This window comes from Streptomyces sp. NPDC020845, assembly GCF_044334165.1.
Lineage (GTDB): Bacteria > Actinomycetota > Actinomycetes > Streptomycetales > Streptomycetaceae > Streptomyces.
The window spans coordinates 164,155-187,692 of the sequence record NZ_JBIRSJ010000016.1; the positions used below are offsets into that span (position 1 = coordinate 164,155).

At 71.2% G+C, this 23,538-nt stretch carries 20 protein-coding genes; 11 read left to right on the top strand and 9 right to left on the bottom strand.

What is annotated here, in order from left to right:
* Positions 1-72: 72 nt before the first annotated feature.
* The 3 genes from ACH4U7_RS37970 to ACH4U7_RS37980 form a co-directional block, all read right to left on the bottom strand.
* Positions 73-1,749: a sulfite exporter TauE/SafE family protein gene (locus tag ACH4U7_RS37970; protein ID WP_398532319.1), complete on the bottom strand. Its 1,677-nt coding sequence runs from the start codon at positions 1,747-1,749 to the stop codon at positions 73-75.
* Positions 1,750-1,858: 109 nt separating this feature from the next.
* On the bottom strand, positions 1,859-3,199 hold the full coding sequence (locus ACH4U7_RS37975) for a tetratricopeptide repeat protein (protein WP_398532320.1): 1,341 nt from the start codon (positions 3,197-3,199) through the stop codon (positions 1,859-1,861).
* A 240-nt stretch (positions 3,200-3,439) separates the two neighbouring features.
* Positions 3,440-4,981: a DUF4331 domain-containing protein gene (locus ACH4U7_RS37980; RefSeq protein WP_398532321.1), complete on the bottom strand. Its 1,542-nt coding sequence runs from the start codon at positions 4,979-4,981 to the stop codon at positions 3,440-3,442.
* A 204-nt stretch (positions 4,982-5,185) separates the two neighbouring features.
* Here ACH4U7_RS37980 and ACH4U7_RS37985 point away from each other — a divergent pair, with 204 nt between their 5' ends.
* The 3 genes from ACH4U7_RS37985 (at position 5,186) to ACH4U7_RS37995 (ending at position 7,077) form a co-directional block, all read left to right on the top strand.
* Positions 5,186-5,776 (top strand): sigma-70 family RNA polymerase sigma factor, encoded by a 591-nt coding sequence (locus ACH4U7_RS37985; RefSeq protein ID WP_398532427.1) that lies wholly within the window; start codon positions 5,186-5,188, stop codon positions 5,774-5,776.
* Positions 5,773-6,687 (top strand): anti-sigma factor domain-containing protein, encoded by a 915-nt coding sequence (locus ACH4U7_RS37990; RefSeq protein WP_398532322.1) that lies wholly within the window; start codon positions 5,773-5,775, stop codon positions 6,685-6,687. Before ACH4U7_RS37985 ends, ACH4U7_RS37990 begins: the two co-directional genes overlap by 4 nt.
* A 126-nt stretch (positions 6,688-6,813) precedes the next feature.
* Positions 6,814-7,077: a hypothetical protein gene (locus ACH4U7_RS37995; RefSeq protein ID WP_043487934.1), complete on the top strand. Its 264-nt coding sequence runs from the start codon at positions 6,814-6,816 to the stop codon at positions 7,075-7,077.
* A 306-nt stretch (positions 7,078-7,383) separates the two neighbouring features.
* Here ACH4U7_RS37995 and ACH4U7_RS38000 read toward each other — a convergent pair whose 3' ends face one another.
* The 3 genes from ACH4U7_RS38000 to hmgA form a co-directional block, all read right to left on the bottom strand.
* Entirely contained in the window at positions 7,384-8,622 is a 1,239-nt protein-coding gene (locus ACH4U7_RS38000) for a type ISP restriction/modification enzyme (RefSeq protein WP_398532323.1), read from the bottom strand.
* A 149-nt stretch (positions 8,623-8,771) separates the two neighbouring features.
* A complete protein-coding gene (locus ACH4U7_RS38005) occupies positions 8,772-9,521 on the bottom strand; it encodes a GntR family transcriptional regulator (protein ID WP_398532324.1) in 750 nt (249 codons plus the stop codon).
* Positions 9,518-10,852 (bottom strand): homogentisate 1,2-dioxygenase, encoded by a 1,335-nt coding sequence (hmgA, locus tag ACH4U7_RS38010; RefSeq protein ID WP_398532325.1) that lies wholly within the window; start codon positions 10,850-10,852, stop codon positions 9,518-9,520. The genes ACH4U7_RS38005 and hmgA overlap by 4 nt, the downstream gene beginning before the upstream one ends.
* 85 nt (positions 10,853-10,937) lie before the next feature.
* On the opposite strand from hmgA, the gene ACH4U7_RS38015 reads away from it, so the two are divergent.
* The 7 genes from ACH4U7_RS38015 to ACH4U7_RS38045 all read left to right on the top strand — a co-directional run bounded on the left by ACH4U7_RS38015 (position 10,938) and on the right by ACH4U7_RS38045 (position 19,434).
* Positions 10,938-11,582 carry a TetR/AcrR family transcriptional regulator gene (locus tag ACH4U7_RS38015; RefSeq protein WP_089513462.1) on the top strand — a complete coding sequence of 215 codons (645 nt, stop codon included), beginning with the start codon at positions 10,938-10,940 and terminating at the stop codon, positions 11,580-11,582.
* An 87-nt stretch (positions 11,583-11,669) separates the two neighbouring features.
* Entirely contained in the window at positions 11,670-13,913 is a 2,244-nt protein-coding gene (locus ACH4U7_RS38020) for a molybdopterin oxidoreductase family protein (RefSeq protein WP_398532326.1), read from the top strand.
* A 260-nt stretch (positions 13,914-14,173) separates the two neighbouring features.
* Positions 14,174-15,601, top strand: coding sequence for a CitMHS family transporter (locus tag ACH4U7_RS38025; RefSeq protein WP_398532327.1), 1,428 nt, complete (start codon positions 14,174-14,176; stop codon positions 15,599-15,601).
* A 3-nt stretch (positions 15,602-15,604) separates the two neighbouring features.
* The gene (locus ACH4U7_RS38030; protein ID WP_398532328.1) at positions 15,605-16,924 is read left to right on the top strand and encodes an MFS transporter; all 1,320 of its coding nucleotides are present in this window, start codon (positions 15,605-15,607) and stop codon (positions 16,922-16,924) included.
* A 70-nt stretch (positions 16,925-16,994) separates the two neighbouring features.
* Positions 16,995-17,621, top strand: coding sequence for a TetR/AcrR family transcriptional regulator (locus ACH4U7_RS38035; RefSeq protein WP_398532329.1), 627 nt, complete (start codon positions 16,995-16,997; stop codon positions 17,619-17,621).
* Between the two features lie 43 nt (positions 17,622-17,664).
* Positions 17,665-18,138 carry a hypothetical protein gene (locus tag ACH4U7_RS38040; protein WP_398532330.1) on the top strand — a complete coding sequence of 158 codons (474 nt, stop codon included), beginning with the start codon at positions 17,665-17,667 and terminating at the stop codon, positions 18,136-18,138.
* A gap of 222 nt (positions 18,139-18,360) precedes the next feature.
* Positions 18,361-19,434, top strand: a complete 1,074-nt coding sequence (locus ACH4U7_RS38045; RefSeq protein ID WP_398532331.1) for a protein kinase family protein — start codon at positions 18,361-18,363, stop codon at positions 19,432-19,434.
* Between the two features lie 212 nt (positions 19,435-19,646).
* On the opposite strand, the gene ACH4U7_RS38050 is transcribed toward ACH4U7_RS38045, so the two are convergent.
* Complete coding sequence (locus ACH4U7_RS38050; RefSeq protein ID WP_398532332.1) at positions 19,647-19,919, bottom strand: hypothetical protein; 273 nt, start codon at positions 19,917-19,919, stop codon at positions 19,647-19,649.
* Between the two features lie 218 nt (positions 19,920-20,137).
* On the opposite strand from ACH4U7_RS38050, the gene ACH4U7_RS38055 reads away from it, so the two are divergent.
* A complete protein-coding gene (locus tag ACH4U7_RS38055; protein ID WP_398532333.1) occupies positions 20,138-20,740 on the top strand; it encodes an ArsR/SmtB family transcription factor in 603 nt (200 codons plus the stop codon).
* Positions 20,741-20,993: 253 nt separating this feature from the next.
* Here the strand turns inward: ACH4U7_RS38055 and ACH4U7_RS38060 are convergent, their stop codons facing one another.
* Positions 20,994-21,725 carry a 5-formyltetrahydrofolate cyclo-ligase gene (locus tag ACH4U7_RS38060; RefSeq protein ID WP_398532334.1) on the bottom strand — a complete coding sequence of 244 codons (732 nt, stop codon included), beginning with the start codon at positions 21,723-21,725 and terminating at the stop codon, positions 20,994-20,996.
* A gap of 16 nt (positions 21,726-21,741) precedes the next feature.
* On the bottom strand, positions 21,742-23,058 hold the full coding sequence (locus ACH4U7_RS38065) for a transcriptional regulator (RefSeq protein WP_398532335.1): 1,317 nt from the start codon (positions 23,056-23,058) through the stop codon (positions 21,742-21,744).
* Positions 23,059-23,538: the final 480 nt, after the last annotated feature.

Consider the following 23,538-nt stretch of genomic DNA (forward strand, 5'->3'; position numbering starts at 1 on the left):
GGAGGCCCCGGACGGACGTCCGGGGCCTCCTCGTACACCGCCTCGGCGGCTTGTGTATGTGTCGATACGGCGTCAGCCCAGCGTGGTCGCCGCCCCCCTGAGCACCAGCCCACAGCCCAGCGCCAGCACCACCGCCGCCGTGCCCACGGGCGAGGCGCGATGCAACAGACGCAGCACCCGCTGACCGCGGCCACCGTCGCTCGCCCTGGCCGCCAGTCGCTCCGTGGCCCGCCGCCCCAGGCGCACCACCGCGATCCCGGCCAGCGTGAGTGTGAGCGCGAGCCCCGCCCCGTACGCCAGCACCAGCAGAAACCCGAACCATGCCTGCCCGAGCGCGGCCGCCCCTACGAGGACGACCACGGCGGACGGGCTTGGCACCAGCCCGCCGGCGAAGCCGAGAAGGAGGGTGCCGCGCAGGGTGAGGCGGCCGGAGGGGAGGGGGTGGGAGTGGGTGAAGCCGCCGTGGGAGTGGACGTGGGCGTGCTCGTGTTCCTTTTCGTGTTCGTGCGTGTGGCTGTGTTCAGGCGCATGCTCATGCGCGTGCTCGCGTGCGTGCCCGTGCCCGTGGCTGTGGTCGCTCGCGCGGGCGTGTTCGTCCCCGTGGCTGTGTGCGGGGCCGTGGTCATGACCGTGCTTGTGTTCGTGCTCGTGGTGATGGTGATGGTGTGCGGGAGCGCGCCGCCGCAGCGCCTTGCGCAGCAGCCCCGCCCCGGCCAGCGTCACGAGCACCCCGCTCGCGATGCCCAGCCACGCGATCACCGACGGCGCGGCCGCCGAGCCCGCCGTGACCAACAGGCCCAGTGCGAACACCCCGAGGGTGTGGGTGATCGTCACCGACGCGCCCAGCGCCAGCACATCGCGCATCGCGCTGCGCCCGCCCGCCGCCGCGGCCGCCGCCATCAGCGTCTTGCCGTGGCCGGGCGCGAGGGCGTGCATCGCGCCGAGCAGCATGGCGGTGGCGAACGCGGTCACGGCGAAGAAGGGCGTGATGTCGTGCCGCGCCACCAGGTTGGTGAGCGCCTGCGTCCAGCGGTCCACGCCACGCGGCAGTACGGAGCTGCCGGGCGGCTCGGACTGTTCGTCCGCCGACTTGGCGAGCGCGGGCCCGCCCGGCGCGGTGCGCAGCGCGGCGGTCCGCTCGTCGGGCGGGGAGGACAGCTGGTCCTGCGGATAGCGGGTCAGCCGCCGGGAGGCGGAGGACGTGGGCACGTCGGAGGCCGCGAGCGTCATACGGTCTCCCTGCGCGGTCATCTCACGCCAGCCGGGCCCCGTGCCGATGTCCGCCGGACGGTACGCGAGCGAGGCGTGCCCGTCGCGCGGCAGCGCGGCGGTCAGCCGGCACTCGACGCGCAGCGTCGGCAGACCGGCCTGCCCGGCCCGCGAGCGAGCCTGCGCGCCCTCGCTCCGTACGGACACCGACCGCCCCCGCACCGTCAGCCGCGCGTCCCGCGCCGCGCTCGCACAGCGCCGGTCGGCCCAGGCGGCCAGTTCGGGGCGGGAGAGCTTGTCGTCGCCGTCCTTGTCGATCCGCGGCTTCGCCTGCGCGGCCGGGATCTCGGCGAGGTCTTCCACATGGTCGACCCGTAGCTCGCTCGGCGCGACGACCAGCCCGTCGTAGCGGTTGACGGTGAAGTTCCCGAGCGGATGCGCCTCGGCGGCCCCGGCGGGCAACACCACGATGGCGGCCGCCCCGAAGAGCACGGACGCGGCGGCGCCGATGCGGCGGGCGCGCCGGATCAGCCGGTTCATGGACGGGTACCTCCTGCGGTGCGGTTGGGGCTGTGCGGGCGCGGGTGTGCGGTGGACGGGGGCTTCGGCCCCTGCGCCGTCCGGGGTGGTCCGAGCGCCTGATGATCGGTCATCGGGGGCCGCCCAGCCCCTTCAGCGCCGCCTTCGCCGCGCGGGCGCCCGTGGGGGAGAAGGCAGGGTTGAGGTCGAGGGCCGCGGTGAGGTGGCGGCGGGCGGAGGCGGTGTCGCCGAGGGACTTCTCGATGACCCCCCGGTGGTAGAGGAACGACGCGTTGCGGTACCCCGGCGCCGCGGCGGACTCGGCGTAGGTCAGGGCCTCGCGGTCGCGGCCGGCCCGGTGCAGCGCCCAGGCCAGCGCGTCGGCGGTGTGCACGCTGTGCCGGCGGCCCCATTCGGCGCGGGCCGCCCGCAGCGCCTCCGCGCGGTCCCCGTGGTCGGCGGCGATCAGCGCGCTGTCGAGGTCGGTCGCCACCCCGTTGGCCCGCGCCAGGTCGATCCAGGTGGCGGCCACGGAGTACTGCTCCCGGGCCCGGGTACGGTCGCCGCGCGCCTCGTACACCTCGCCGAGGGCGGCCAGCTCGGCGGGCAGCGGGTAGCGCCGTACGACCTCTTCCAGGTCGTGGGCCGCCGCGTCGAGGTCGCCGACCGCGGCGTGGGTGCGGCCGCGGCCTTCCAGGGCGGGGAGGTAGCCGGGGTCGGCGCGCAGCGCGTCGGCGTAGTGGCCGCGCGCCCGGGGGAACTGGCCCTGGCTCCAGGCCAGCTGGCCGAGCGCCGTGGCCACGTACGCCACGTCGCCGGGCGCGGTCGCCGACTTCCGCGCGCGCAGCAGTACGCGGCGGGCGCCGGCCGGGTCGCCGCGCAGCTCCAGGACGTAGGCGAGACGGGTGAAGACGGGGATGCCGGGGCGCAGCGAGTCGGCGCGCCTGGCGGCGGCGTACGCCGCGTCGTACCGGCCGAGTTCGACGAGCGCGTCCACCCGGACGGCGAGCGCCCGCTCGCTGTACGCGTTGACCTTCAGCGCCCGGTCGGCGTCCCGCAGCGCGCCGGGGAAGTCATGGCGCGCCGCGGCGAGCGCGGCGCGGCCGGCGAGGGCCGGGTCGTTGTCGCGCGGCTGGGCGGACAGGGAGCGGGCGAGGGCCTTCTGCGCCTGGGGGTAGCGGGTGGGGTCTCCGGTGGTGCGGGCCTGTTCGACGTAGGCGGCGCCGAGTGTGGCCCAGCCGGTCGCGTCCTTGGGCTTGGCGCGCAGATGGGCCTGGAGCGCGCTGATGCTCTTCCCCAGGTCCTCGGAGCTGACCCGGTCGAGCGCCGCACGGCCGGCGGGCAGCACGGCGGTGGTCCGTGCGCCGGAGGGGCGGTCGTCGGACCCGCCGACGGCGAACGCGGCGACCGTGAGCCCCGTCGCGAGCGTGACGACGACGGCGGCGGTGCGGACGAGATGCCGGACGGGCATTGCGGCTGCCTTTCGGATGCACGGTGGGACGCGACTGCTCGGTGCTCTGCGTTCCTGAGGGGCTTCTGATGGGCGTTCACGGTTCGGGTGTCGGCCGGCGGGCGCCGGTGCTACCGGGATGTACGTACGGAAGCGGGCCCGTGCTCGCCGGTCCGGGCCGGCGGGCGCGTTTCTTCTCGCATTTCTGCTCGAACGCGCCCACCGGCCGGTGCGCGGAACCGACCCCCGTCGCACGCCCGATCAGTGCCTGCGCGTGTGCACCCGCACCAGCCGCTGCCGGCGCCGGCGCCAGGTCAGGCCGACGGCCAGCAACAGCACCGCCGCGCCGCCGGCGGCGGCGGACGTGGCGAGCAGGGTGTTGTCGTCCTCGGTGGAGGTGGAGACGATGCCGGAGCCGCCGTTCAGCAGGGTGCGGCCGTCGGCCGTGGTCGTGGCGCTCTTGGTGGAGCTCTTGACGTCCGAGCCGGAGTTGGGCAGCCCGATGTACGGGAAGTAGCCGCCGAACTTCTGGTCGGCGTTCGAGTCCACCGCGTCGCCCAGGTCGTTCTTCTCGCCGAGCAGTTCGCCCTCGACGACCTGAAGCGCGATGTCCAGGACGTCATCGGTCAGCCGGCGGCCGTTGGGGAAGCCGGCCTGGTCGCCGTCCAGGACGCCGAGGCGCTTGGGCTTGTCGGTCGGCTTGATCGAGGTGTTCAGGCGCAGCATCTCGGAGGCCTTGACGCCCTTGACCTGGTTGAGGTCGGGGACCCCGGTGAGGAAGACCTGCTCGAGGTCCTTGCGCGGGGCGTCCTGCGCCTTGATCTTGAAGATCTGCTCGATCAGCTTGGGCAGCTCCGGGTCGTCCACGTTGTCCAGGAACTGCGCGTCGTCCTTGGGCTCCGAGGCGTTGAACTTGTCCTTGTCCTTACGGGGATTGACAACCTCGTTGACCAACGGCATGCCGAGCCGCGAGACCTGGGTGTAGTCGCCGTAGGCGTCCGCGCGCTGGGTGGTGGACCACATACCGATCACCGGCTGATCATGCGACTCGCGCACCTGGTCGGTCGGCACCTGGAGGGCCAGCGACTGGACGTTGTAGCCCTTGAGCGTGTCGTTGCCGACCTCGGACAGGTCGCCGCCGTACAGCAGGTCGAAGACCCGCAGATCGGCGAAGAACGGGTCGTCGGCCTGGCCGGCGAAGGCCGTGGCGCCGCCGTACACCTTGCGCACCGCCTGGTCGCGCAGGGCCGCGTAGTCCGGCATGGACGCCTTGCCCACGTTCGAGGGGGCCACGACCAGATCGTCCGCGATCTTCGTGCGCTCGCCGGCCTTGCCGTGGCGCATCTTGATGAGCTCGATGTCGTACGTCTGGAAGAAGTTCAGGTCGTGGTCGTCGAGCGAGGTGACCGGGCCGGTGTTGTAGAGGAACGTGTCCTCGTTACGGACGTGGTCCTTGAAGGTCCAGCGGTAGATCAGGTCTTCCCGGGCGTCGCCGTCGTTGTCGATGCGCAGGTCGTACTGGGCGTCCTCGGCGAACTTGAAGAAATTCGGGCCGCCCGCCGGGTCCTGGAACGGCAGGAAGTTCGCGATCAGCGTCGTCGTGTCCGCCTTGTCGGGGCTCACGAACGCGTAGACGTCGGTGGTGTCGTACTCCGGCTGGCCCGAGATCAGCGGCGCCTCCCGGTGGCTGGAGGCCTCCGCCTCCCCGGGCCCTAGCGCGGCCACACCGGCCACCGCGAGCCCTCCCGCGACCAGCGCTCCGCCCACGAGCGCGGCCACACTCCTCTTGGTGATTGAGGTCATCTGGGTCGGTCCTTCGTACGTGTGGTGGACAGGCTGATGCCGGCTATTCGGAGCGGTCGGCCGACCGGATTGGTGGGTCGGTGGATTTTTTTTGGCGGCGTCGCGAAGCAACCGAAGACGGGGCAGCTGAGACGGATGGCAGGAAGCGGGGTTTGCCGCGTGAGTGTGGAGCAGACGGGAGAGCGGGGTCCGGTACGCGGGTGGGTGGGCGGACAGGAGCGAGCGGGCGGACAGGAGCTTGCGGGTGAGCGTCGTGGCCCGGACGACCTGCTGCCGCTGGTCGCCGTCGGAGACCACCGTGCGTTCGAGGACCTGTACGGCATGGTCTCGGGGCCCGTGTACGGGCTGGTGCGGCGCGTGCTGCGGGACCCGGCGCAGTCCGAGGAGGTCGCGCAGGAGACGCTGTTGGAGGTCTGGCGCACCGCCGGGCGGTTCGACCCGCGCCGCGGCTCCGCGCTCGCGTGGATCCTCACCCTCGCCCACCGACGCGCCGTGGACCGGGTGCGGTCGGCCCGCTCGGCGGCCGACCGCGAGGCGCGGGTCGGCGGGCAGGCGGAGGGCCCGGCCTTCGACCAGGTGGCGGAGGCGGTCGAGGGGCGTCTTGAGCGCGAGTGGGTGCGCGGCTGTCTGGCCCGACTCACCGAGCTGCAGCGGCAGTCGGTCACCCTCGCGTACTACGAGGGGTACTCCTACCGGGAGGTGGCGCATCGGCTGGCCGTACCGTTGGGGACGGTCAAGACGCGGATGCGGGACGGGCTGACGCGGCTGCGCGAGTGCTTGGGAGCGGCGGTATGACCAATGACCGGTCAGCCGACCGGCGAACGGACGGAGCTCCGGCGTATCGGGGCGGCAGGGGGCGCAAGGCGCACGCCCTGGCGGGCGCGTACGCCCTCAATGCGCTGGACCCCAAGGAACGCCGGCGGTACGAGCGTCATCTCGCCCGCTGCCCGGGGTGCGCCCAGGAAGTGCGCGATCTGGCGCAGGGCGCGGTACGGCTGGCGCGCGCGGTGGCCGCCCCGGCGCCGCCCCAGATGCGGCAGCGGGTGCTGGCGGCCGCTCAGGCCACCCCGCAGGAGACGCAGTCGGCGGCGGACGGCGGATATGCCGCGCCGCCCGCGCGCGCCGCCCACGCGGGCCGTTCAGGGCCCGGCGGGCGGCGGGCGCGCGGCGGGGGCTACCTTCGGCGCCCCGTGTTCGGCCTGCGGCTCGCCGGGGCCGTCGCCGCCCTGTCCCTGATCGCGGCCGCCGTGCTCGGCGTCGAACTGGTGCGCACCCGCGACCGGCTCGACCAGGAGCGCGGTGCGACGCGCGCCGTCGAACAGGTGCTGTCGGCGCCGGACGCCCATGGCGTCAGCGGACGCGACGCCCAGGGCCGCGGCATCAACGCCGTGACCTCGCGCCGGCTCGGTGCCGCCGTGGTCACCGTCTCCGGGCTGCCGGCGCCGCCCGGCGGGCGGACGTACCAGCTCTGGATGATCGACGCCCCGCCGGAAGGGTCGCAGGGAGGGTCGTCGGGTGGGCCGCCGGGAGGGGCTGCCGCGCCTCGTTCGGCCGGACTCCTGAAGGGCAGCGGGGAAGGGACGCCTCTGGTCACGGGCGGCTTCGGCGCGCATACGGAGCGCCTGGCGGTGACCCTGGAACCAGATGGCGGGTCAACCCGGCCCACCACGAATCCAGTCGTGCAACTAGCCCTTGGTGATCCATGATTCGCGATGGACGCGTCAACGCCCTTGACGCGGAGGTGAATCAGCGACCTGGGGTGCGTGGGTGACGGCTCGCCGAGGTAGGGTTACTCTGCCCGGGGCGGGTGCCCTCGACGGGTGGGGAGTGACATGGAGCAGATAACAGTACGCAGCAGGCCACGAGTGCCTGCCATCAACTGCGGGAGCGGGTCGACCAGCGCCCGGCTCGACCGCCATCTCGCGGTGTTGGGCGGCCCTGCCGTGCCGCAGCGGGAGGCCGAGGGCGCCACGGTGCTGATGCAGGAGCTGACCGCACGGGACCACGCGCGCACCGAGCGGAACAGGGGCGCCAGGGTCTCGCTGTTCGCACCGCTGCGACGGCTGCGCCGTTCGCTGTTCGGCAGCCGCCACTGAGCCTTTGGGCGTACTTGGCCCGGCCGGTTGATTCCGGTCGGCCCGGTGAGCCCGAAAAGCCCGGTTGGCCCGGTTGGCCCATCCCCAGGGCCCGCCGCGGTCGTCAGCCGTCCTCGACAGCTGTGTCGTCGTCCGCATCCCGGACACGGAGATTCCGGCCCCGCTCCAGCCGGTGAGCCCGTGCCAAGGTCGTTCTCCCGGGATGCGGACCGCGACGCGCTCGGCACCCCCACACGCACACGTCCTCGCCCCGGAGGCGTGTGCGTCGCCCTTAGCGCCCCGTCCGTACGACCCGCGCCTCCGGCTTCAGACCAGCGCGAACTGCCCGCCCGGACCCTCCTCGTGATGGTCCAGCACGGACGCCGGGCGCCGGGCCGCGGCAGGCACCGGCAGCACGCCCGCCTCGCCCAGCTCCGCCGGGCCCATACGCTCCACCGCCGCCAGCCGTTCGGCCAGCGCCCGCCGCGCCGGGCGCTCCTCGGCGAGCAGCGCCAGCACGGTGATCAGCTCCAGCAGCTCGGACGTCCAGTCGCGCGGCCAAGCCGCCGGGACGACGGCCTCCAGTGTGCCGGGCTCACCACGGGCCGTACGACGCTCGAACCAGGTCTCCAGGACCCGCACCCCGCCCGCATGGAACTCCCACGCACCGCGCGGCACCGGTGAGATGCGCCCCGCCCCGAGGAGCAGGGCCGCCTCGTCCGGGTCGTACGCCAGGGTCTCGGGCAGCCCGCGCTCGGGGAGCGCGGCGCGTACGTAGGGGCGCTGGCCGCCCGGCATGCGCGGGCGTTCGCTGCTGTGCGCCCCGCGGGTATGCAGCCACAGCGCCCTGCGACCCAGCTCCACCCCCGCCTCCCAGGTCTCGGGGTCGGCGGTCAGCGGTACCGCGCACCCCTCCGGGCGGTGACCGGCCACCGCGGCGACCCAGGCCAGGAAGTCCTCGGCCGCCACCGGCCGGGCCAGTTCGGCCGCAAGGTGGCCGAGCAGCCCCGGCGCCAGGTTGGGCTCGCGGCCGCCGGGACGGCGGTAGAGGGGCCGGATCCGCCCGGGGCGGCCCGCGGGGGAGTAGCCGTCCGGCAGCAGCGCCGAGAACGTCAGCGTCGGACCCGGGTCGGGACCGGCCCCCTCGACGGCGTGTATCTGCCGCTCGTCGGCCACCCGCCACAACTCGGGCCGGGCCGCGTCGATCAGCCGGTGGTCAGGGATCAGCCACTGCTGGTCGTACGGGCCGTGGGCGACCCGCACCGGCTCCGGGCAGGGCCCGCGCTCGCCCGCCAGCGGGGCGGTGGAGGTCCGCTGCCCGGGCAGCTGGGGCGCGGCGCTGTGCAGCGTACGGGAGCGGGTCGGCCGGAACAGCGCCGCCCGCCCCGCCTCGTCACCGGCCCCGACCAGCCGCTCCCAGCGCGCCTTGAGCACCGCCGGATCCGGACCCATCACCCACGCCCGCCCGAGCCGCAGCGGCCCCACGGACCAGGGCATCAGATCCGCCAGCAGCGGTGCGTCGGCCCATACGGCCCGGTCGGCCTCGGTGGCCTGTGTCGCCGTCACACCGCAGCCCTTCCCCCGGCACGTTCTCCCACTCCCACCCCGCATCGTATCCACGGCCCTGCCGCCCCGCGCCGCGCACTGAGCGCGCCCCCGGCGCGGGGCCGGCCGCCCACGCCCCGGCCGCCCCGGCGCCGCTCAGTCGGCGGCGGTCACTGCGCCTCGACGGTGACCGTGAACGAGAAGCGGTCCCCTCGGTAGCGGATGCGGGCGACGTCGACCGCCCGGCCCGTTTCGTCGTAGGTCACGCCCGTGTAGTGCAGGATCGGGCTGAGCAGCGGGACCCGTAGCAGCCGGGCGGTCTCCGGGTCGGCCAGCCGGGCCTCGACGGTGTCCGTGATGCGGCTGATGCGGACGCCCACCGCGTCCCGCAGCACCTTGGTCATCGGCCAGCGCGCCAGGTCGGCCACGTCGATGCGCTCGGCGAGCTCCGGGCGGACGAGGTTCTCGGCCCAGTTGGTCGGCTCGCCGCCCGCCGCGTCGCTCCGCAGCCGCCGGTAGGACGTGGCCTCGCGCAGGCCCGGGAAGTGCTCCGCGAGCTCCGCCGGTACGGGGACGGGCCCATGGCCGAGCACGGTGGTGCGCTCGCCGGACTGCTGGGCCACGATCGTGTCCACCGAGCCCAGCAGCCGTACCGGCGCGCCGCGCCGCGCGTTCGGCTCGATGAAGGTGCCGCGCCGGCGGTGGCGGCTGATGAGTCCTTCGGACTCCAGCTCCTTGAGGGCCTGCCGCATCGTCAGGACGCTGACCCCGTAGTGGGCGGCCAGGCGGTCCTCCGTGGGCAGGCGCAGCGGCTCGTGGGGGCCGCGGCCGAGTATGGAGGCCCGCAGGGACTGCGAGACCTGGTACCACAGCGGCAGCTTGCGGTTCAGGGTGAGGGAGTCGGGGGCGAAGGTGGTCACCGGAAGTGCCGCTCCAGGCCCTGCCAGACGTCGTCGTAGCCCTGCTGGAGGTGGTCCGCCTCCCGCGCCTGCCGGGTGGCCGTCACGGGCCAGCGGGTCTCGAACATGAAGGCCAGCCCGTCGTCGACCTTCCGCGGCGTCAGCTCCGCGCTGCTCGCCCGATCGAAGGTCTCCCGGTCGGGGCCGTGCGCGGACATCATGTTGTGCAGCGAGCCGCCCCCGGGGACGAAGCCCCCCTTGCCGGCGGTCTTGGCGTCGTACGCGCCCTCGATCAGGCCCATGTACTCGCTCATCACATTGCGGTGGAAGTACGGCGGCCGGAAGGTGTCCTCGCCGACCAGCCAGCGCGGCGCGAAGACGACGAAGTCGACGTTCGCCAGGCCGGGGGTGTCCGAGGGCGAGGTGAGGACCGTGAAGATCGACGGGTCCGGGTGGTCGTAGCTGATGGAGCCGAGCACGTTGAAGCGGCGCAGGTCGTACACGTAAGGGACGTGGTTGCCGTGCCAGGCGACGACGTCCAGCGGGGAGTGGTCGTACGTCGCGGACCAGAGGTTGCCGCAGAACTTGTTGATCACCTCCACCGGGCCCGGGGCGTCCTCGTACGCCGCGGCCGGGGCCAGGAAGTCGCGCGCGCCGGCCAGCCCGTTGGCGCCGATCGGGCCGAGGTCGGGGAGGACGAAGGGGCGGCCGTGGTTCTCGCAGACGTAGCCGCGTACGGCGGGGTCCAGTGGCTCGACCCGGAAGCGTACGCCGCGCGGCACCAGCGCCATATGCCCCGGTTCGGCGCGCAGCCGGCCGAACTCGGTGTGCAGCAGCAGCCCGCCCTCCTGGGGCACGATCAGCAGCTCGCCGTCGGCGTCGCTGAACACCCGGTCGACCATGGGCGCGTTCGCGGCGTAGAGGTGGATCGCCATACCGGAGCGGCGCGTGGCGTCGCCGTTGCCGCCGAGCGTCCACAGGCCGGCCAGGAAGTCGGTGCCGGGGGCGGGTTCGGGCAGCGGATCCCAGCGCAGCCGGTTGGGGTCCGGGGCGCACTCGGTGAAGGGCGCGCCGCGCAGTGCGCCATTGTCCACGCGGACGAAGGGCGGGTGCGCGGCGGACGGGCGGATGCGGTACAGCCAGGAGCGGCGGTTATGGGCGCGCGGCTCGGTGAAGGCGGTGCCGCTCAACTGCTCCGCGTACAGCCCGAGCGGGGCGCGCTGGGGGGAGTTGCGGCCGATGGGCAGCGCGCCGGCGACGGCCTCGCTGCTGTGCTCATTGCCGAATCCGGAGGAGTACACCAGCCCTTCGGCCGTCTTGCGCGCCCGCTCGATGTCCGTACCGCCGCTCATCGTCCGGCTCCCGCCACTTGGTCACTCGGTCACTCGGGGTTTTGATTCCTCTGTATGACCATAGGAATCGAAACCGGGTGCGTCAATGATCGGGCAGGATGGTGGCGTGCCCATACCGCCCCTCCGCCGCGCCCCCGTCCAACGCCGCAGCGCCGAGCGCCTCGGCCGGATCCTCGACGCCTGCGCCGAACTCCTCGACGAGACCGGCTATGAGGACCTGAGTACCCGCGCTGTCGCCGAGCGCGCCGGCGTGCCCATCGGCTCCGTCTACCGCTTCTTCTCCAACAAGCGGGCGATGGCCGAGGCCCTGGCCCACCGCAATCTCGACCAGTACGCCGCCCGCGTCACCGAGCGCCTGGCGAAGTCGGGTACGGACGGCGGGGGCTGGCGGGAGGCCATGGATGTGGTGGTCGACGAGTATCTGGCGATGAAGCGCGGGGCGCCGGGCTTCGCGCTGGTCGAGTTCGGCATGCCGGTGCCCGTGACCGCCCCGCCCGAGCAGCCCAACCACCTGGTCGCGGACCGGCTGCGCGGGCTCCTGGGCGAGCGGCTGGGTCTTGAGGAGTCCGGCGAGGCGGGGGAGCGGGTGCGGGTGGCGTTCCTGCTCGCCGTCGAGACGGCGGACGCGCTGCTGCGGCTGGCGTTCCGCGTCGACCCGGAGGGTGACCCGGTGATCGTGGCCGAGACCAAGGAGCTGCTGCGCTCGTATCTGGCGGGGGTGCTCGACTGAACGCTCACCCTCCCCCACATGCGTACCAGTCGGTAGGGTGAGGAGCCGTCGCGTCACCGTTGCCGCCGCCGTCCCCAGGAGGGACCGATGAGCCGTACCGCTCTGCGCATCTGCCCGCTGTGCGAGGCCACCTGCGGGCTGACCCTGACCATCGAGGAGGGGCGGGTCACCAGGGCGCGCGGGGACGGTGCCGATGTCTTCAGCCACGGCTTCATCTGCCCCAAGGGCGCGTCCTTCGGCCGGCTCGACGCGGACCCGGACCGGCTGCGCCGGCCGCTGGTGCGGCGCGGCGGGCGGTTGGAGCCGGCGGGCTGGGACGAGGCGTTCGCCGCGGTGGAGGCCGGGCTGCGGCCGCTGATCGAGCGGTACGGGCCGCAGGCGGCGGCCATATTCCTCGGCAACCCGAACGTCCACACCATGGCCGGCGGGCTGTATCCGCCGCTGCTGCTCGGCGCGCTCGGCACCCGAAACGTCTTCACCGCCAGCACCCTCGACCAGATGCCCAAGCATGTCTCCAGCGGGCTGCTCTTCGGCGACGCCAACGCCATCCCGGTGCCCGACCTGGACCGCACCGACCACCTGCTGATCATCGGCGCCAACCCGCTGGACTCGGGCGGCAGCCTGTGCACCGCCCCCGACTTCCCCGGGCGGCTGCGGGCCCTGCGGCGGCGCGGCGGGCGGCTGACCGTGGTCGACCCGCGCCGCACCCGTACGGCCGAGGCCGCCGACCGGCATCTGGCCATCCGGCCCGGTACGGACGCGCTGCTGCTGTTCGCGGTGGTGCGGGTGCTGTTCGCGGAGGACCTGGTGGCGCCGGAGCGGGACGGCGAGCTGGCGGCGGGCGTGACGGGCGTGGACGAGGTGCGGCGGCTCGCGGCGGACTTCACGCCCGAGGCGGTGGCCGCGGCCTGCGACGTGCCCGCCGAGGAGATCCGTACGCTCGCCCGCGAGCTCGCCGCCGCGCCGCGCGCCGTCGTCTACGGGCGGATCGGCTCCACCACCGTCGAGTTCGGCACCCTCACCAGCTGGCTGGTCGACGTGGTGAACACCCTCACCGGCAACCTCGACCGGCCCGGCGGGGCCATGTTCCCGCTCTCCGCCACCGGCAGGGCGCCGCGCCCGCCGCGCCCCGGGAAGGGGTTCGCGCTCGGCCGCTGGCGCAGCAGGGTGAGCGGGCACCCCGAGGCGAAGGGCGAGCTGCCCGCGGCCGCGCTGGCCGAGGAGATCGAGACGCCGGGGGAGGGGCAGGTCAGGGCGCTGATCGTGATAGCGGGCAACCCCGTGCTCTCCGCGCCGGACGGCGACCGGCTGGACCGGGCGCTGGCCGGGCTCGACTTCATGGTGAGCGTGGACCCGTATCTGAACGAGACCTCGCGCCATGCGCACGTCGTCCTGCCGCCGCCTCCGCCCAGCCAGAGCCCCCACTTCGACTTCGCCTTCAACACCCTCGCCGTCCGCAACCAGGTCCGCTACAGCCGCCCCGCCGTGCCGCTGGACGCGGACCGGCTGAGCGAGTCCGAGATCCTGGCGCGGCTGGTGCTGTGCGCGGGCGGGCACGGCGGCGCCGACCCGGCGGCCGTGGACGCCATGGCGATCGACGCGGCCCTCGGCAAGGCCGTGGCCGACCCCGGTTCGCCGGTGTACGGACGCGACCGGGGAGAGCTCGCCGCCCATCTCACCGGGGTCGGCGGCGACGAGCGGCGGCTGGACATGATGCTGCGGCTCGGCCCGTACGGCGACGGCTTCGGCGCCGACCCCGACGGGCTGACCCTGGCCAAGGTGCTGGCCCACCCCCACGGCATCGACCTGGGGCCGCTGCGCCCCCAACTGCCCGGCCTGCTCAGGACCCGCAGCGGCACCGTCGAGCTGTGCCCGGAGCCGATGGCCGCCGAGGTGGAGCGGCTGCGCCGGGCGCTGGGCGGGCGCGCCGACGGGCTGGTGCTGGTCGGCCGGCGCCATCTGCGCTCCAACAACAGCTGGATGCACAACATCCCCGCGCTGGTCGGCGGCAGCAACCGCTGCACCCTCCAGTTGCACCCCGAGGACGCGGCCCGGCTGGGCGTGGCCGACGGCGGTCTGGTGCGGGTCAAGGGGGACGGCGGGGAGCTGGAGGCGCCGGTGGAGGTGACGGACGCGGTACGGACCGGGGTGGTCAGTCTGCCGCACGGCTGGGGGCACGACCGGCCCGGCACCCGGATGTCGGTCGCGGCGGCGCATGCCGGGGTGAATGTCAATCAGCTCCTCGACGGCTCCCGGCTCGATCCGCTGTCCGGCACCGCGGTGCTCAACGGCTGCCCGGTGCAGCTGACGGTGGTCACCTCCGCGGGCTGACCCGACCCTCACCCCTTCTCCCGCTCAGTCTCGGCGCGCTTCTACGCGCGGGCTTCCCTCGTCACTGCTCGCTCCTTCGTCGCTGCGCGGCTCCTCAGTCCAGCCCGCACAGCGCGCCAAGACACGCTCACTCCGCTGACCTGGGGTTTTGCGCTTATTGCTCACGCGTCAAGACCTTGTTAACGGAAAGTTGCGCCACCTAACGTCACCTCGACCGCCAGTTCTGGGGGAGTTCAAAGGTGAACGTGAGGTAGCCAAATATGCTGACAATCCTCGGATTCGTCATGATCGCCACCTTCTTGGTGTTGATCATGATGAAGAAGATGACCCCGATGGGCGCGCTGGTGCTCATCCCGGCACTCTTCTGCGTCATCGTCGGGAAGGGGGCGCATCTGGGGGACTACGTCCTGAAGGGCGTCGGTGACCTCGCGCCCACCGCGGCCATGCTGATGTTCGCCATCATCTACTTCGGGGTGATGATCGACGTCGGCCTCTTCGACCCGATCGTCCGGGTCATCCTGCGGTTCTGCAAGGCCGACCCGATGCGGGTGGTCGTCGGCACCGCCATACTCGCCGCGATCGTCTCGCTCGACGGCGACGGCTCCACCACCTTCATGATCACCGTGTCGGCCATGGTGCCGCTGTACCGGCGGCTGAAGATGAGCCTGGTGGTCATGACCGGTGTCGCCGCCATGGCCAACGGCGTGATGAACACGCTCCCCTGGGGCGGCCCCACCGCCCGCGCCGCCGCCGCGCTCAAGCTGGACGCCAGCGACATCTTCGTGCCGATGATCCCGGCCCTCGCCGCCGGCCTGCTCTTCGTCTTCGCCCTCGCCTACGGCCTCGGCCTGCGCGAGCGCAAGCGCCTGGGGACGCTGACCCTCGAGGACGTCACCGCCGACCCCGAGACGGTGCTGGTCGGCGCCGGTTCCGGTGCCAAGGGCCGTAAGGGCAAGAAGGTCACCGGCGGTGCGGGCGGCGGCACCGACGCCGAGGCGCCCGAGACGCACGGGGCGGCCGGGGCGGCCGAGGACGGCGACGACGAGCACCAGGGGCTCGACCCCAACCGGGCCACCCTGCGCCCCAAGCTGTACTGGTTCAACGCGGCCCTCACCATCGCGCTGCTGACCATGATGATCCGCGAGGACCTGCCGATCCCGGTCCTGTTCCTGCTCGGCGCCGCCATCGCGCTCACCGTCAACTTCCCGAGCGTCGCCGACCAGAAGGCCCGTATCGCGGCCCACTCCGAGAACGTCGTCAACGTCTCCGGCATGGTCTTCGCCGCCGCCGTCTTCACCGGCGTGCTCACCGGCACCGGCATGGTCGAGCACATGGCCCGCTGGCTGGTCGACGGGATCCCGGACGGAATGGGCCCGCACATGGGCCTGGTCACCGGCATCCTGTCCATCCCGCTGACCTACTTCATGTCCAACGACGGCTTCTACTTCGGCATCGTGCCGATCCTCGCCGAGGCCGGCGCCGCCCACGGGGTCGACCCGGTCGAGATTGCCCGCGCCTCCCTGGTCGGACAGGCCCTGCACATGTCCAGCCCGCTGGTCCCGGCCGTCTACGTCCTGGTCGGCATGGCGAAGGTCGAGTTCGGCGACCACACCCGCTTCGTGGTGAAGTGGGCGGCGCTCACCTCGCTGGTGGTGCTCGGCGCGGGTCTGCTGTTCGGCATCATCTGACCCGTGAAGATACGAGAGCCCGGTAGGGGCTGGCTGCTGCGCCTGGTCATCGCCTTCGCCTTCGCACAGGGGGCGGTGAGCATGGCCCGGCCGGCCGTCTCCTACCGGGCTCTCGCGCTGGGTGCCGACGCCCGAGCGGTCGGCGTGATCGCCGGCGTCTACGCCCTGCTGCCGCTGTTCGCCGCCGTACCGCTGGGGCGCCGCACCGACCACGGGCGCTGCGCCCCGCTGCTGCCCACCGGGGTCGCGCTGATCGCGACCGGCTGCGCACTCAGCGGCCGGGCCGGGTCGCTGCTGGAGATGGCCATCTGGAGCGGGGTGATGGGCCTGGGCCATCTGTCCTTTGTGATCGGCGCCCAGTCCCTGGTGGCCCGGCAGAGCGCCCCGGAGGACCAGGACCGCAACTTCGGCCACTTCACCATCGGCGCCTCCCTCGGCCAGCTCATCGGCCCCATCGCCGCCGGGCAGGTGGTCTCCGAGCACGCGGACGCCCTGGCCAGGACCAGCGCGGCCGCGCTCTTCGTATCCGCCGTCGTCGCGGCCTTCGCGGTCACGTCCCTGTGGCGCATCGAGCACCGCACACCGGCGGCGGACCGTACGCGGGCCGGGGCATCCGACCGCTCCGAGGGTGGCGGGGCGCGCTCCGGCCGGGTCTCCGTGGTCGGCATCCTGCGCACCCGGGGCGTGGCCTCCGGCATCTTCATCAGCCTCGCCGTGCTGTCCGCCACCGACATCCTCACCGCCTACCTCCCCGTCGTCGGCGAACAGCGGTCCATCGCGCCCGCGGTCATCGGCCTGCTGCTGAGCGTGCGCGCCGCCGCCACCGTCGCCTGCCGGCTCGTGATGACCCCGATGATCCGGCTGATGGGCCGCACGGTCCTGATGGCCGTCAGCTGCCTGGGGGCCGGGTTGCTGTGCGCGGCGCTCGCCCTGCCGGTGCCCGCCTGGGGGCTCGGGATCCTGCTGGCCGCGCTCGGCTTCTGCCTCGGCGTCGGCCAGCCGCTGTCCATGACCACTGTCGTCCAGGCCGCCCCGGACGGGGCCCGCTCCACCGCCCTGGCGCTGCGGCTGACCGGCAACCGCCTCGGCCAGGTCGCCGCCCCCGCCGCCGCGGGCCTGCTGGCGGGGCTCGCGGGGACCGCCGCGCCCTTTGTGATGCTCGGCGTGCTGCTGCTCGCCTCCGCGGGCGTCGCGATACGCCCCACTGGGCGTGGCGCCGCGCCACCCGCCCCGGCCGGGGCGCCCGCGCCCCGTACGGAGCCGTCGGCCGAGCCCGCTGCCGAGCCTGCTGCCGAGCCACGCGGTGCGCGCCCGCCCGGCTGAGCCGCCCGAGTGAAGCCAAGCGTTTGCTATGAAGCTAAGCGCTTGCTCACCGGCATGTAGGGTGTCCGCCATGAGTGCGGAGGCGAAGAACACCGAGGGCACCCCCGAGGCGTGGCGCGACATCACCCCGGACGCAGCCCGGCGGCTGATGACCGCCGCGGTGCACGCCTTCGCCGAGCGCGGCTACCACGCCACCACCACCCGCGATATCGCGGGCCGCGCCGGTATGAGCCCCGCCGCGCTCTATATCCACTACAAGACCAAGGAAGAGCTGCTCTACCAGATCAGCAAGGTCGGCCACCGGTTCGCGCTCGACATCCTCGAGGAGGCCAGGGACGGCGCCGGCACCCCCGCCGAACGGCTCGCCCACGCCGTACGCGCCTTCGTCCGCTGGCACGCCGAGCACCACACCACCGCCCGCGTCGTCCAGTACGAGCTCGGCGCGCTCGCCGAGGACCACGCCGCCGAGATCACCGCGATGCGGCGGGCCTCGGACGGCGCGGTGCGCGCGATCGTCGAGGACGGGGTGAAGGCGGGCGACTTCGACGTCACCGATGCCCGCGGCACCACCGTCGCCGTCCTGTCGCTGTGCATCGACGTAGCCCGCTGGTTCAACCCCCGCGGCCGCAGCACCCCCGACGAGGTCGGCGAGCTCTACGCCGGGCTGGCGCTGCGCATGGTGGGCGCGGCGGGTTAGGTCCTGGCAGGCATGTCGGAAGCGGCCAGTAGCCTCAGGCACCATGGGCATTCAGATCGATGTAGTGGCGGGTTACCCGATCAACGATGAGATGGAGAGGGTGCTCGGGTTGGCCGAGGCGGTCGGTGAGCCCATCACGGTCACGTTCATGTGGGAGGGGCGTGAAGAGGCGGAACGCGCGGTGCTAGTGCCCGCGGCCACGCTGGCGCTCTGGGAACATTGGGCCCCCACCGCCTACCCGACGAGTGACGCTGGGGACGAGAACCAGGCTGTGGCGGAGGAGCCGGAGCTGGCCCACCCAGCGGAATTCGGCGCGTTCACGCTCTTTCGCCGTCGTGTAGGAGGGCGCACGGCGGTTGCTCGCAAAGGCGTGGTGGTCGCCGAGCTACTGGACCCCGACGAGGCGCACTGGCTCCAGGAGAAGGCCCGCAATGTCCGCCAAGGCTTCATGGATCCGAAGCAGAAGGCGGCGTTCGAGGAGTTCCTTGCCCGGCAGGGATCCCTGGATGAGCAGTGACGCGCCGACTCATGCTTCGTGGCTTTGTCATTGATCTGCGGGCTCTGGCCCACTTCAAGAAATGGGCCAGTTCACTGGGCGCTGCGGCAGCCGCCGGGGCCCCAGCAGCGGATCATCGCCCTCCACGTGAGAGGGTCGCGAACAGCTCCTGCCCGGGTGTTCGTTGAAGTGGTTGCACGAGAGGCGGGTGGCTGGCTGGAGGCATAGGTGAAGAGCCCTGACATGTCCCGCGGTGCTCGCCTGGCCGCCCACGGTGCCGTTTCCACATCGCTGGCGCTATGCAGTGATCGCAAACTGCACGAGCTCGTGGACGCCGCGACACCGATCGGTTCCGGCATCGGCGGGAAGACCGTACTGCTGGAGGTCGACGGAATCTCGGTCTTCGCCAAGCAGGTACCCCTAACCGACCTGGAGCGACGGCCGGAGAACGTTCACTCCACGGCGAATTTGTTCAAAGTGCCCTCCTTCTGTCAGTACGGTATCGGCGGCCCGGGCTTCGGCGCCTGGCGGGAGCCGGCCATGCACACCATGACGACGAACTGGGTGATCGCGGGAGACTCCGAGGGTTTCCCCCTGATGTACCACTGGCGCGTGCTACCAGGCCCTGGCCAGCCACTTCCCGAGGAACTGGCCGATGTGGAACGAGCTGTCGCCTACTGGGGAGGCGGATCGTGGGTACGCCGCCGGATCGAGGCTCTCCAGCAGTCCACGGCGAGCCTCACGCTGTTCCTGGAGTACATCCCGCAGAACCTGCACGACTGGTTGGGCGTCCAGATCGGAGCCGGTGACGAGGTGGCCGAGCGGGCCTGCGCCATGGTGGACAACGAGCTGCAAGCCGGCACCTCGTTCATGAGCGCCCGCGGGCTGCTGCACTTCGATGCCCACTTCAAGAACATCCTGACCGACGGCCGCCGCCTGTACTTCGCGGACTACGGCCTCGCGCTCTCTTCCCGCTTCGACCTGTCCCAGGACGAGGCCGCCTTCCACGACCGGCACCGGAGCCACGACCGCTGCTACACGGCCTCGTACCTGGTGTACTGGCTGGTCACCGCCCTGTACGGGTACGGGTGGGACGAGCGCTACGCGCTGGTGCGCGCGTGCGCCGAAGGCGAGCGCCCCACGGGAATCCCGGAGGCGGCCGCGGCGATCATCGCCCGCCATGCGCCGATCGCCGCGGTGATGTGGGACTTCTTCCGCAGGCTCCAGGAGGAGAGCCGGGAGACCCCCTACCCGCTGGAGGCGATCCGCCGGATCGGACAGCAGGACAGCCCGTCTGATGCGGCGACGGGATCGTAGAACCCCCTGGGGCAGCAGCACACTCCACCGTCCCACCGCAAGCCACGTCGTAGCCGGGTCGTCTGAGGATGTCCCATAAATCCCAGTGGCCGAGGGGCGGGTGGCATCCGGGTCGGGGCAGCCGCCACGGCGGACAAGTCCAGTTGCCCGGGCATCGCCGTCTGCTGTGAAGAAGCCGAGAGGAACGCTGAGCCGATCTTCTGGGCAGCGCGTCAATGGCGGCGAGCAGTCAGTAGCCAAGCCACGTCGACGAAGGCGATTGCGCCCCAAACCCAGCAGACGACCGTGACGCCGGTCGGCGCCCATGCTGTAGCGAAGGCGCCCAGACTGATCGTGCCCAGCACCACCCCTGCATTGCGCCTGGTGGCCAGTGCGGTACGGAGGGGACCCGGCTCGGCCAGGCGGTCCGCCAGATACGCGTCGAAGGCTTCGGCGACCTGGTCGTCGATGTCGTCGCGCATCCGGGCATTCAGCGAGTCAGACACGAGTGGCCCCCTCCGATGCGATAGCCGTCCAAGCGGTAGCTGCCACCTGCGGTATGTCTGCAGTCGCGAGCGCCCTCTTGATCATTTCCTTCTGCATCTCGCCCCCGAGTGTTCGGCCCATCCGTGGACCGCCATGCCTGCCACCGTAGCCCCTGCAGAGACTTTCTGCAAAAAATCTCTGCAATCACTGCAGAGACTCTCTGCAGTAGGGTGGCGACATGGCTGAGCGTCCCGAGACACGAGTTCTTACCGGCCCGGACCTCAAAGCATTCTCCAAGGCGCTGTCCAACCCGGTGCGCCGCGACATCCTGAGCTACCTCGGCGAGCATGGTGAAGCGAACTCCACCAGCGTCGCCAAGGCGCTCGGCGAGAGCACTGGCACGACCAGTTACCACCTGCGCAAGCTCGCCGATCTCAAGCTGATCGCCGAGATCGAGGAGCGGTCCAACGGCCGGGAACGCTGGTGGAAATCGCTTATGGCGGACATCTTCACGCCCCCGGGGCTGGCGATGACAGCCGACGAGCGCGAGGCCGCGCTGGAGATCGGCGCGCTCAAGATGACGCAGGACCTGAACCTGGTCGTCAAGGCATACGCCGGCTATGACACTTCGGCAGGGTGGAATCAGATCTACCGCTCTGGCCTCTGGATGACGAAGGACCAGGTGACGGCGTTCGTCGAGGAGTACCGGACCTTGCTGCACAAGTACGTGACGGAGCCAGGCAGCCGGCGCCCCGACTCTCGCCGCATGGCCGTACGCATGGTCATGCTTCCTGACGGGGGTTCTGGTTTCGCCCCGCCCGCGGAGGCGGACGGGCGTTAAGAGGGCGCTTGATCTAGGTTGATCGCCGCTTATGCTCCAAGGGCCGTGCAGTAACCGTCGGCTGCGCCGTGCAATTCCGGTTCAACTCCTCGCCTTATGCGTGCTGGATGCAATGCCATTGACTTTGCGGTGAGTTTGGGACACGGGCACGCCGACGTCACGGCGTGCCCGTGTCCCAAACTCACCGCAAACCCAGGCGTCGCCCGCGTAAGTCACTGGCGTTGGTGCTGGATGGCCATGAGGCGGGGAATCATCACTGCCCGCTGGTCCGCTTGCGCGTCGCAAGCGCCGGAATCGCCGCGACGGCGTCCGGAGCGAGATGTTTCCATATGATGCTGTGCTGACGGGGACGCGACGGGCATTCAATGGTTTCATCTGAGGTGATAATGAGGTCTACGCGAAAGTCGTGGTCGGCTTCTGGCAGTATCTCGTCCAATATTTGAAGGGGGTGGACGGTAGTCGCAATGATCGTGTCCGGGCCTATGAGACCGGATTCTTGAAGCAGGGCTACTTCGATATCGGAGTAGCCAGCGCCCTTGCCGAGTCGCACACCCTCGAGGTTAACGGCCACGCTCCCGCATACAATCAAGTCGACTGGCGGCATCTCATCCAAGTCCACGGGCCGTGCAACTTTTGCTGCAGTGCGGTGTGCGGCAGCCTCGTGCGGCGGTACTGTGAGTTTTTCGGGGGCCAGGAGGTAGAACGGCTTTTCGCTTGCGAGTTTGGGGGAGGCCATATAAAGCTGCTTGCCGTCTTGGAGGGCCCGGGCGCGCACAGGCAACTGGGCCAAATCCGGAACAGCCTTAATGACGCGCGCGGCCTGCCAGACGGGATGTTCGGCGAGACGTTGGGCGGCGGCGTCTGCGCCCGCGAAGTCTGGGATATGGCCTGCCACGCCTTCGGGTGCCGCGTCCTCGCGTTCCAGCAGTGCCCATACATGTTCACGGACGGCTTGTTTGGCCTCTTGGGTTTGTGCACTGTTCACCGTTACCTCTTTTGCTTTATGCGGCCGCGATGAGGCTCATAAGCCGGTCGTGGAGGTCATGTACCGCTGGGACGTCTCGCCACGGTTTTAGTGCACGGCCTGCCTGAAATGCGAGGTTGAGCCCGCCGCCGCCCCGGTGACACTCCACAATGTCAATTGCCGAATAGAGTGCGTCAATTGCTTCATCAATCTTGTGTTGATGAATGTAGGCGAGCGCCAGATTTCCCAGTGTGATGGCGTGAGCTTTCGAGCCATCACGCAAAATATTGGCGGTCTCCTCCAGAGCCGATTGGGCGCGGGTGGCGTCATTGAGGAACAGGAAGCATGAACCGGCCAATCCACCAAATTGACTGGAGGAAAACAGTGGTGCGGCGGCGTCACCGGCGACCACTTGGTCAAAATGTTGCTCAGCTTCGGTTAACGCTTTTTCGCAATCTCGCCGTTCTTGCAGCATGGCATGGGCTTCAGCTGCGTGCAATACGGCCAGGCCACTAAGTACGTGGCTGGCGCCTCTCGTTGTGGCAGCGGTTTTCTGTGCCAGCTCCAGGCCGTCACGAGGGTTCCGCTCCCCGTAGAGAGCAACGAAAGAGGTGCGCAGCAAGGCTAGCCCCTCAGCGACCGGGTCGCGTAACTGGCGCGCTGCTTCAATGGCTTGGGAGAAGTAGATGCGGGCAGTGGCATGGTCGGTCCTTCCGGAGGCATCCCACACCAATTGGCCCATCAAAGTTGATGCTTCAGCCTGGGCCGCCCATAGATCCCGGCAAATAGTGTAAGTAGTCGCATGGTTATGCCAGTGCGCGAGCTGCCCTAAATGCTGCCCAGTCGCGGCGATCAGTGCTGTAGACGGCTCCGTCACGTAGCGTTCGTCAAGGGTTCGCACCTGTTGCCGGAGTCCAGCCACCGCTATTAGGTCGAGACTTCCGGGATTTTCCTGCACATACTGATTCCGTGCTTTATCCTCGGACTCGCCCATGGCCCCAACGCCACTACGGATCTTGCTGGTTCCGCCAATTGTTTCCAGAGAAGCCTCCCATGGTCGCCTCGGCAGATCGAGCATTGCGCCAGGGATGCCGAAACCATCGGCGATACGTTCGATGACCGCCTGTCCTCGGATTCGCCTCACGCCTCGAATCACGTCACTGACGCGGGCGCTCGTCATCTTGCCGATAGCGGCTGCGATGTCCGCGTGACTCGAACCGGTGCGCCGGTTGACGAGACGGAAGATCTCCTGAAAGTCCCGGACGGCGCAGGCGCGCTGCACGGCCTCGCTCTGGAGCAGCGCATCGGGGATCGTCAGCGGATAGCCGTTGCGTCGGGTCTCGCGTTCGCCCATGGCCTACCTAGCAGGGACGGAAGTGGCCTCCCCAGCGTAGCCCCGGGCCCCGGGGCGGGGTTCCCCATTTGGGCCGCAACGGAGTTCCCCAAATGGGATTGCGGGGTTCCCCGTTCGCTGTTCCCGAAGGCTCGCGCGGCCTCGAAGCTCGTAAGGCGGCGCACACCCGCGCCAAGGAAAGGCCCCGGCGGCCGTCCCTATCGGCCCCGGGGCGCGGACCACCTGATCACGTGAGAGAGGCAGGCAGCCGTGAACAAGAGTAGCCACGGTCACCCGAACGTGGGCGCACTGGTGAGAGATACGGCCAACCTTGAATGCGAAGTCTCCGACTGCCCCCGCGCCGCTGACCTTGAGCAGCTTCAATCGGCTTACCTCATGCATCGGGGCGAGTGCCAGACATGCATGCTCCACCGGTCGTGTGAGATGGCGCGACGGCTGGAAGAGGCACGGCGTACGGCAGGGGTGGCATGACCACGAACT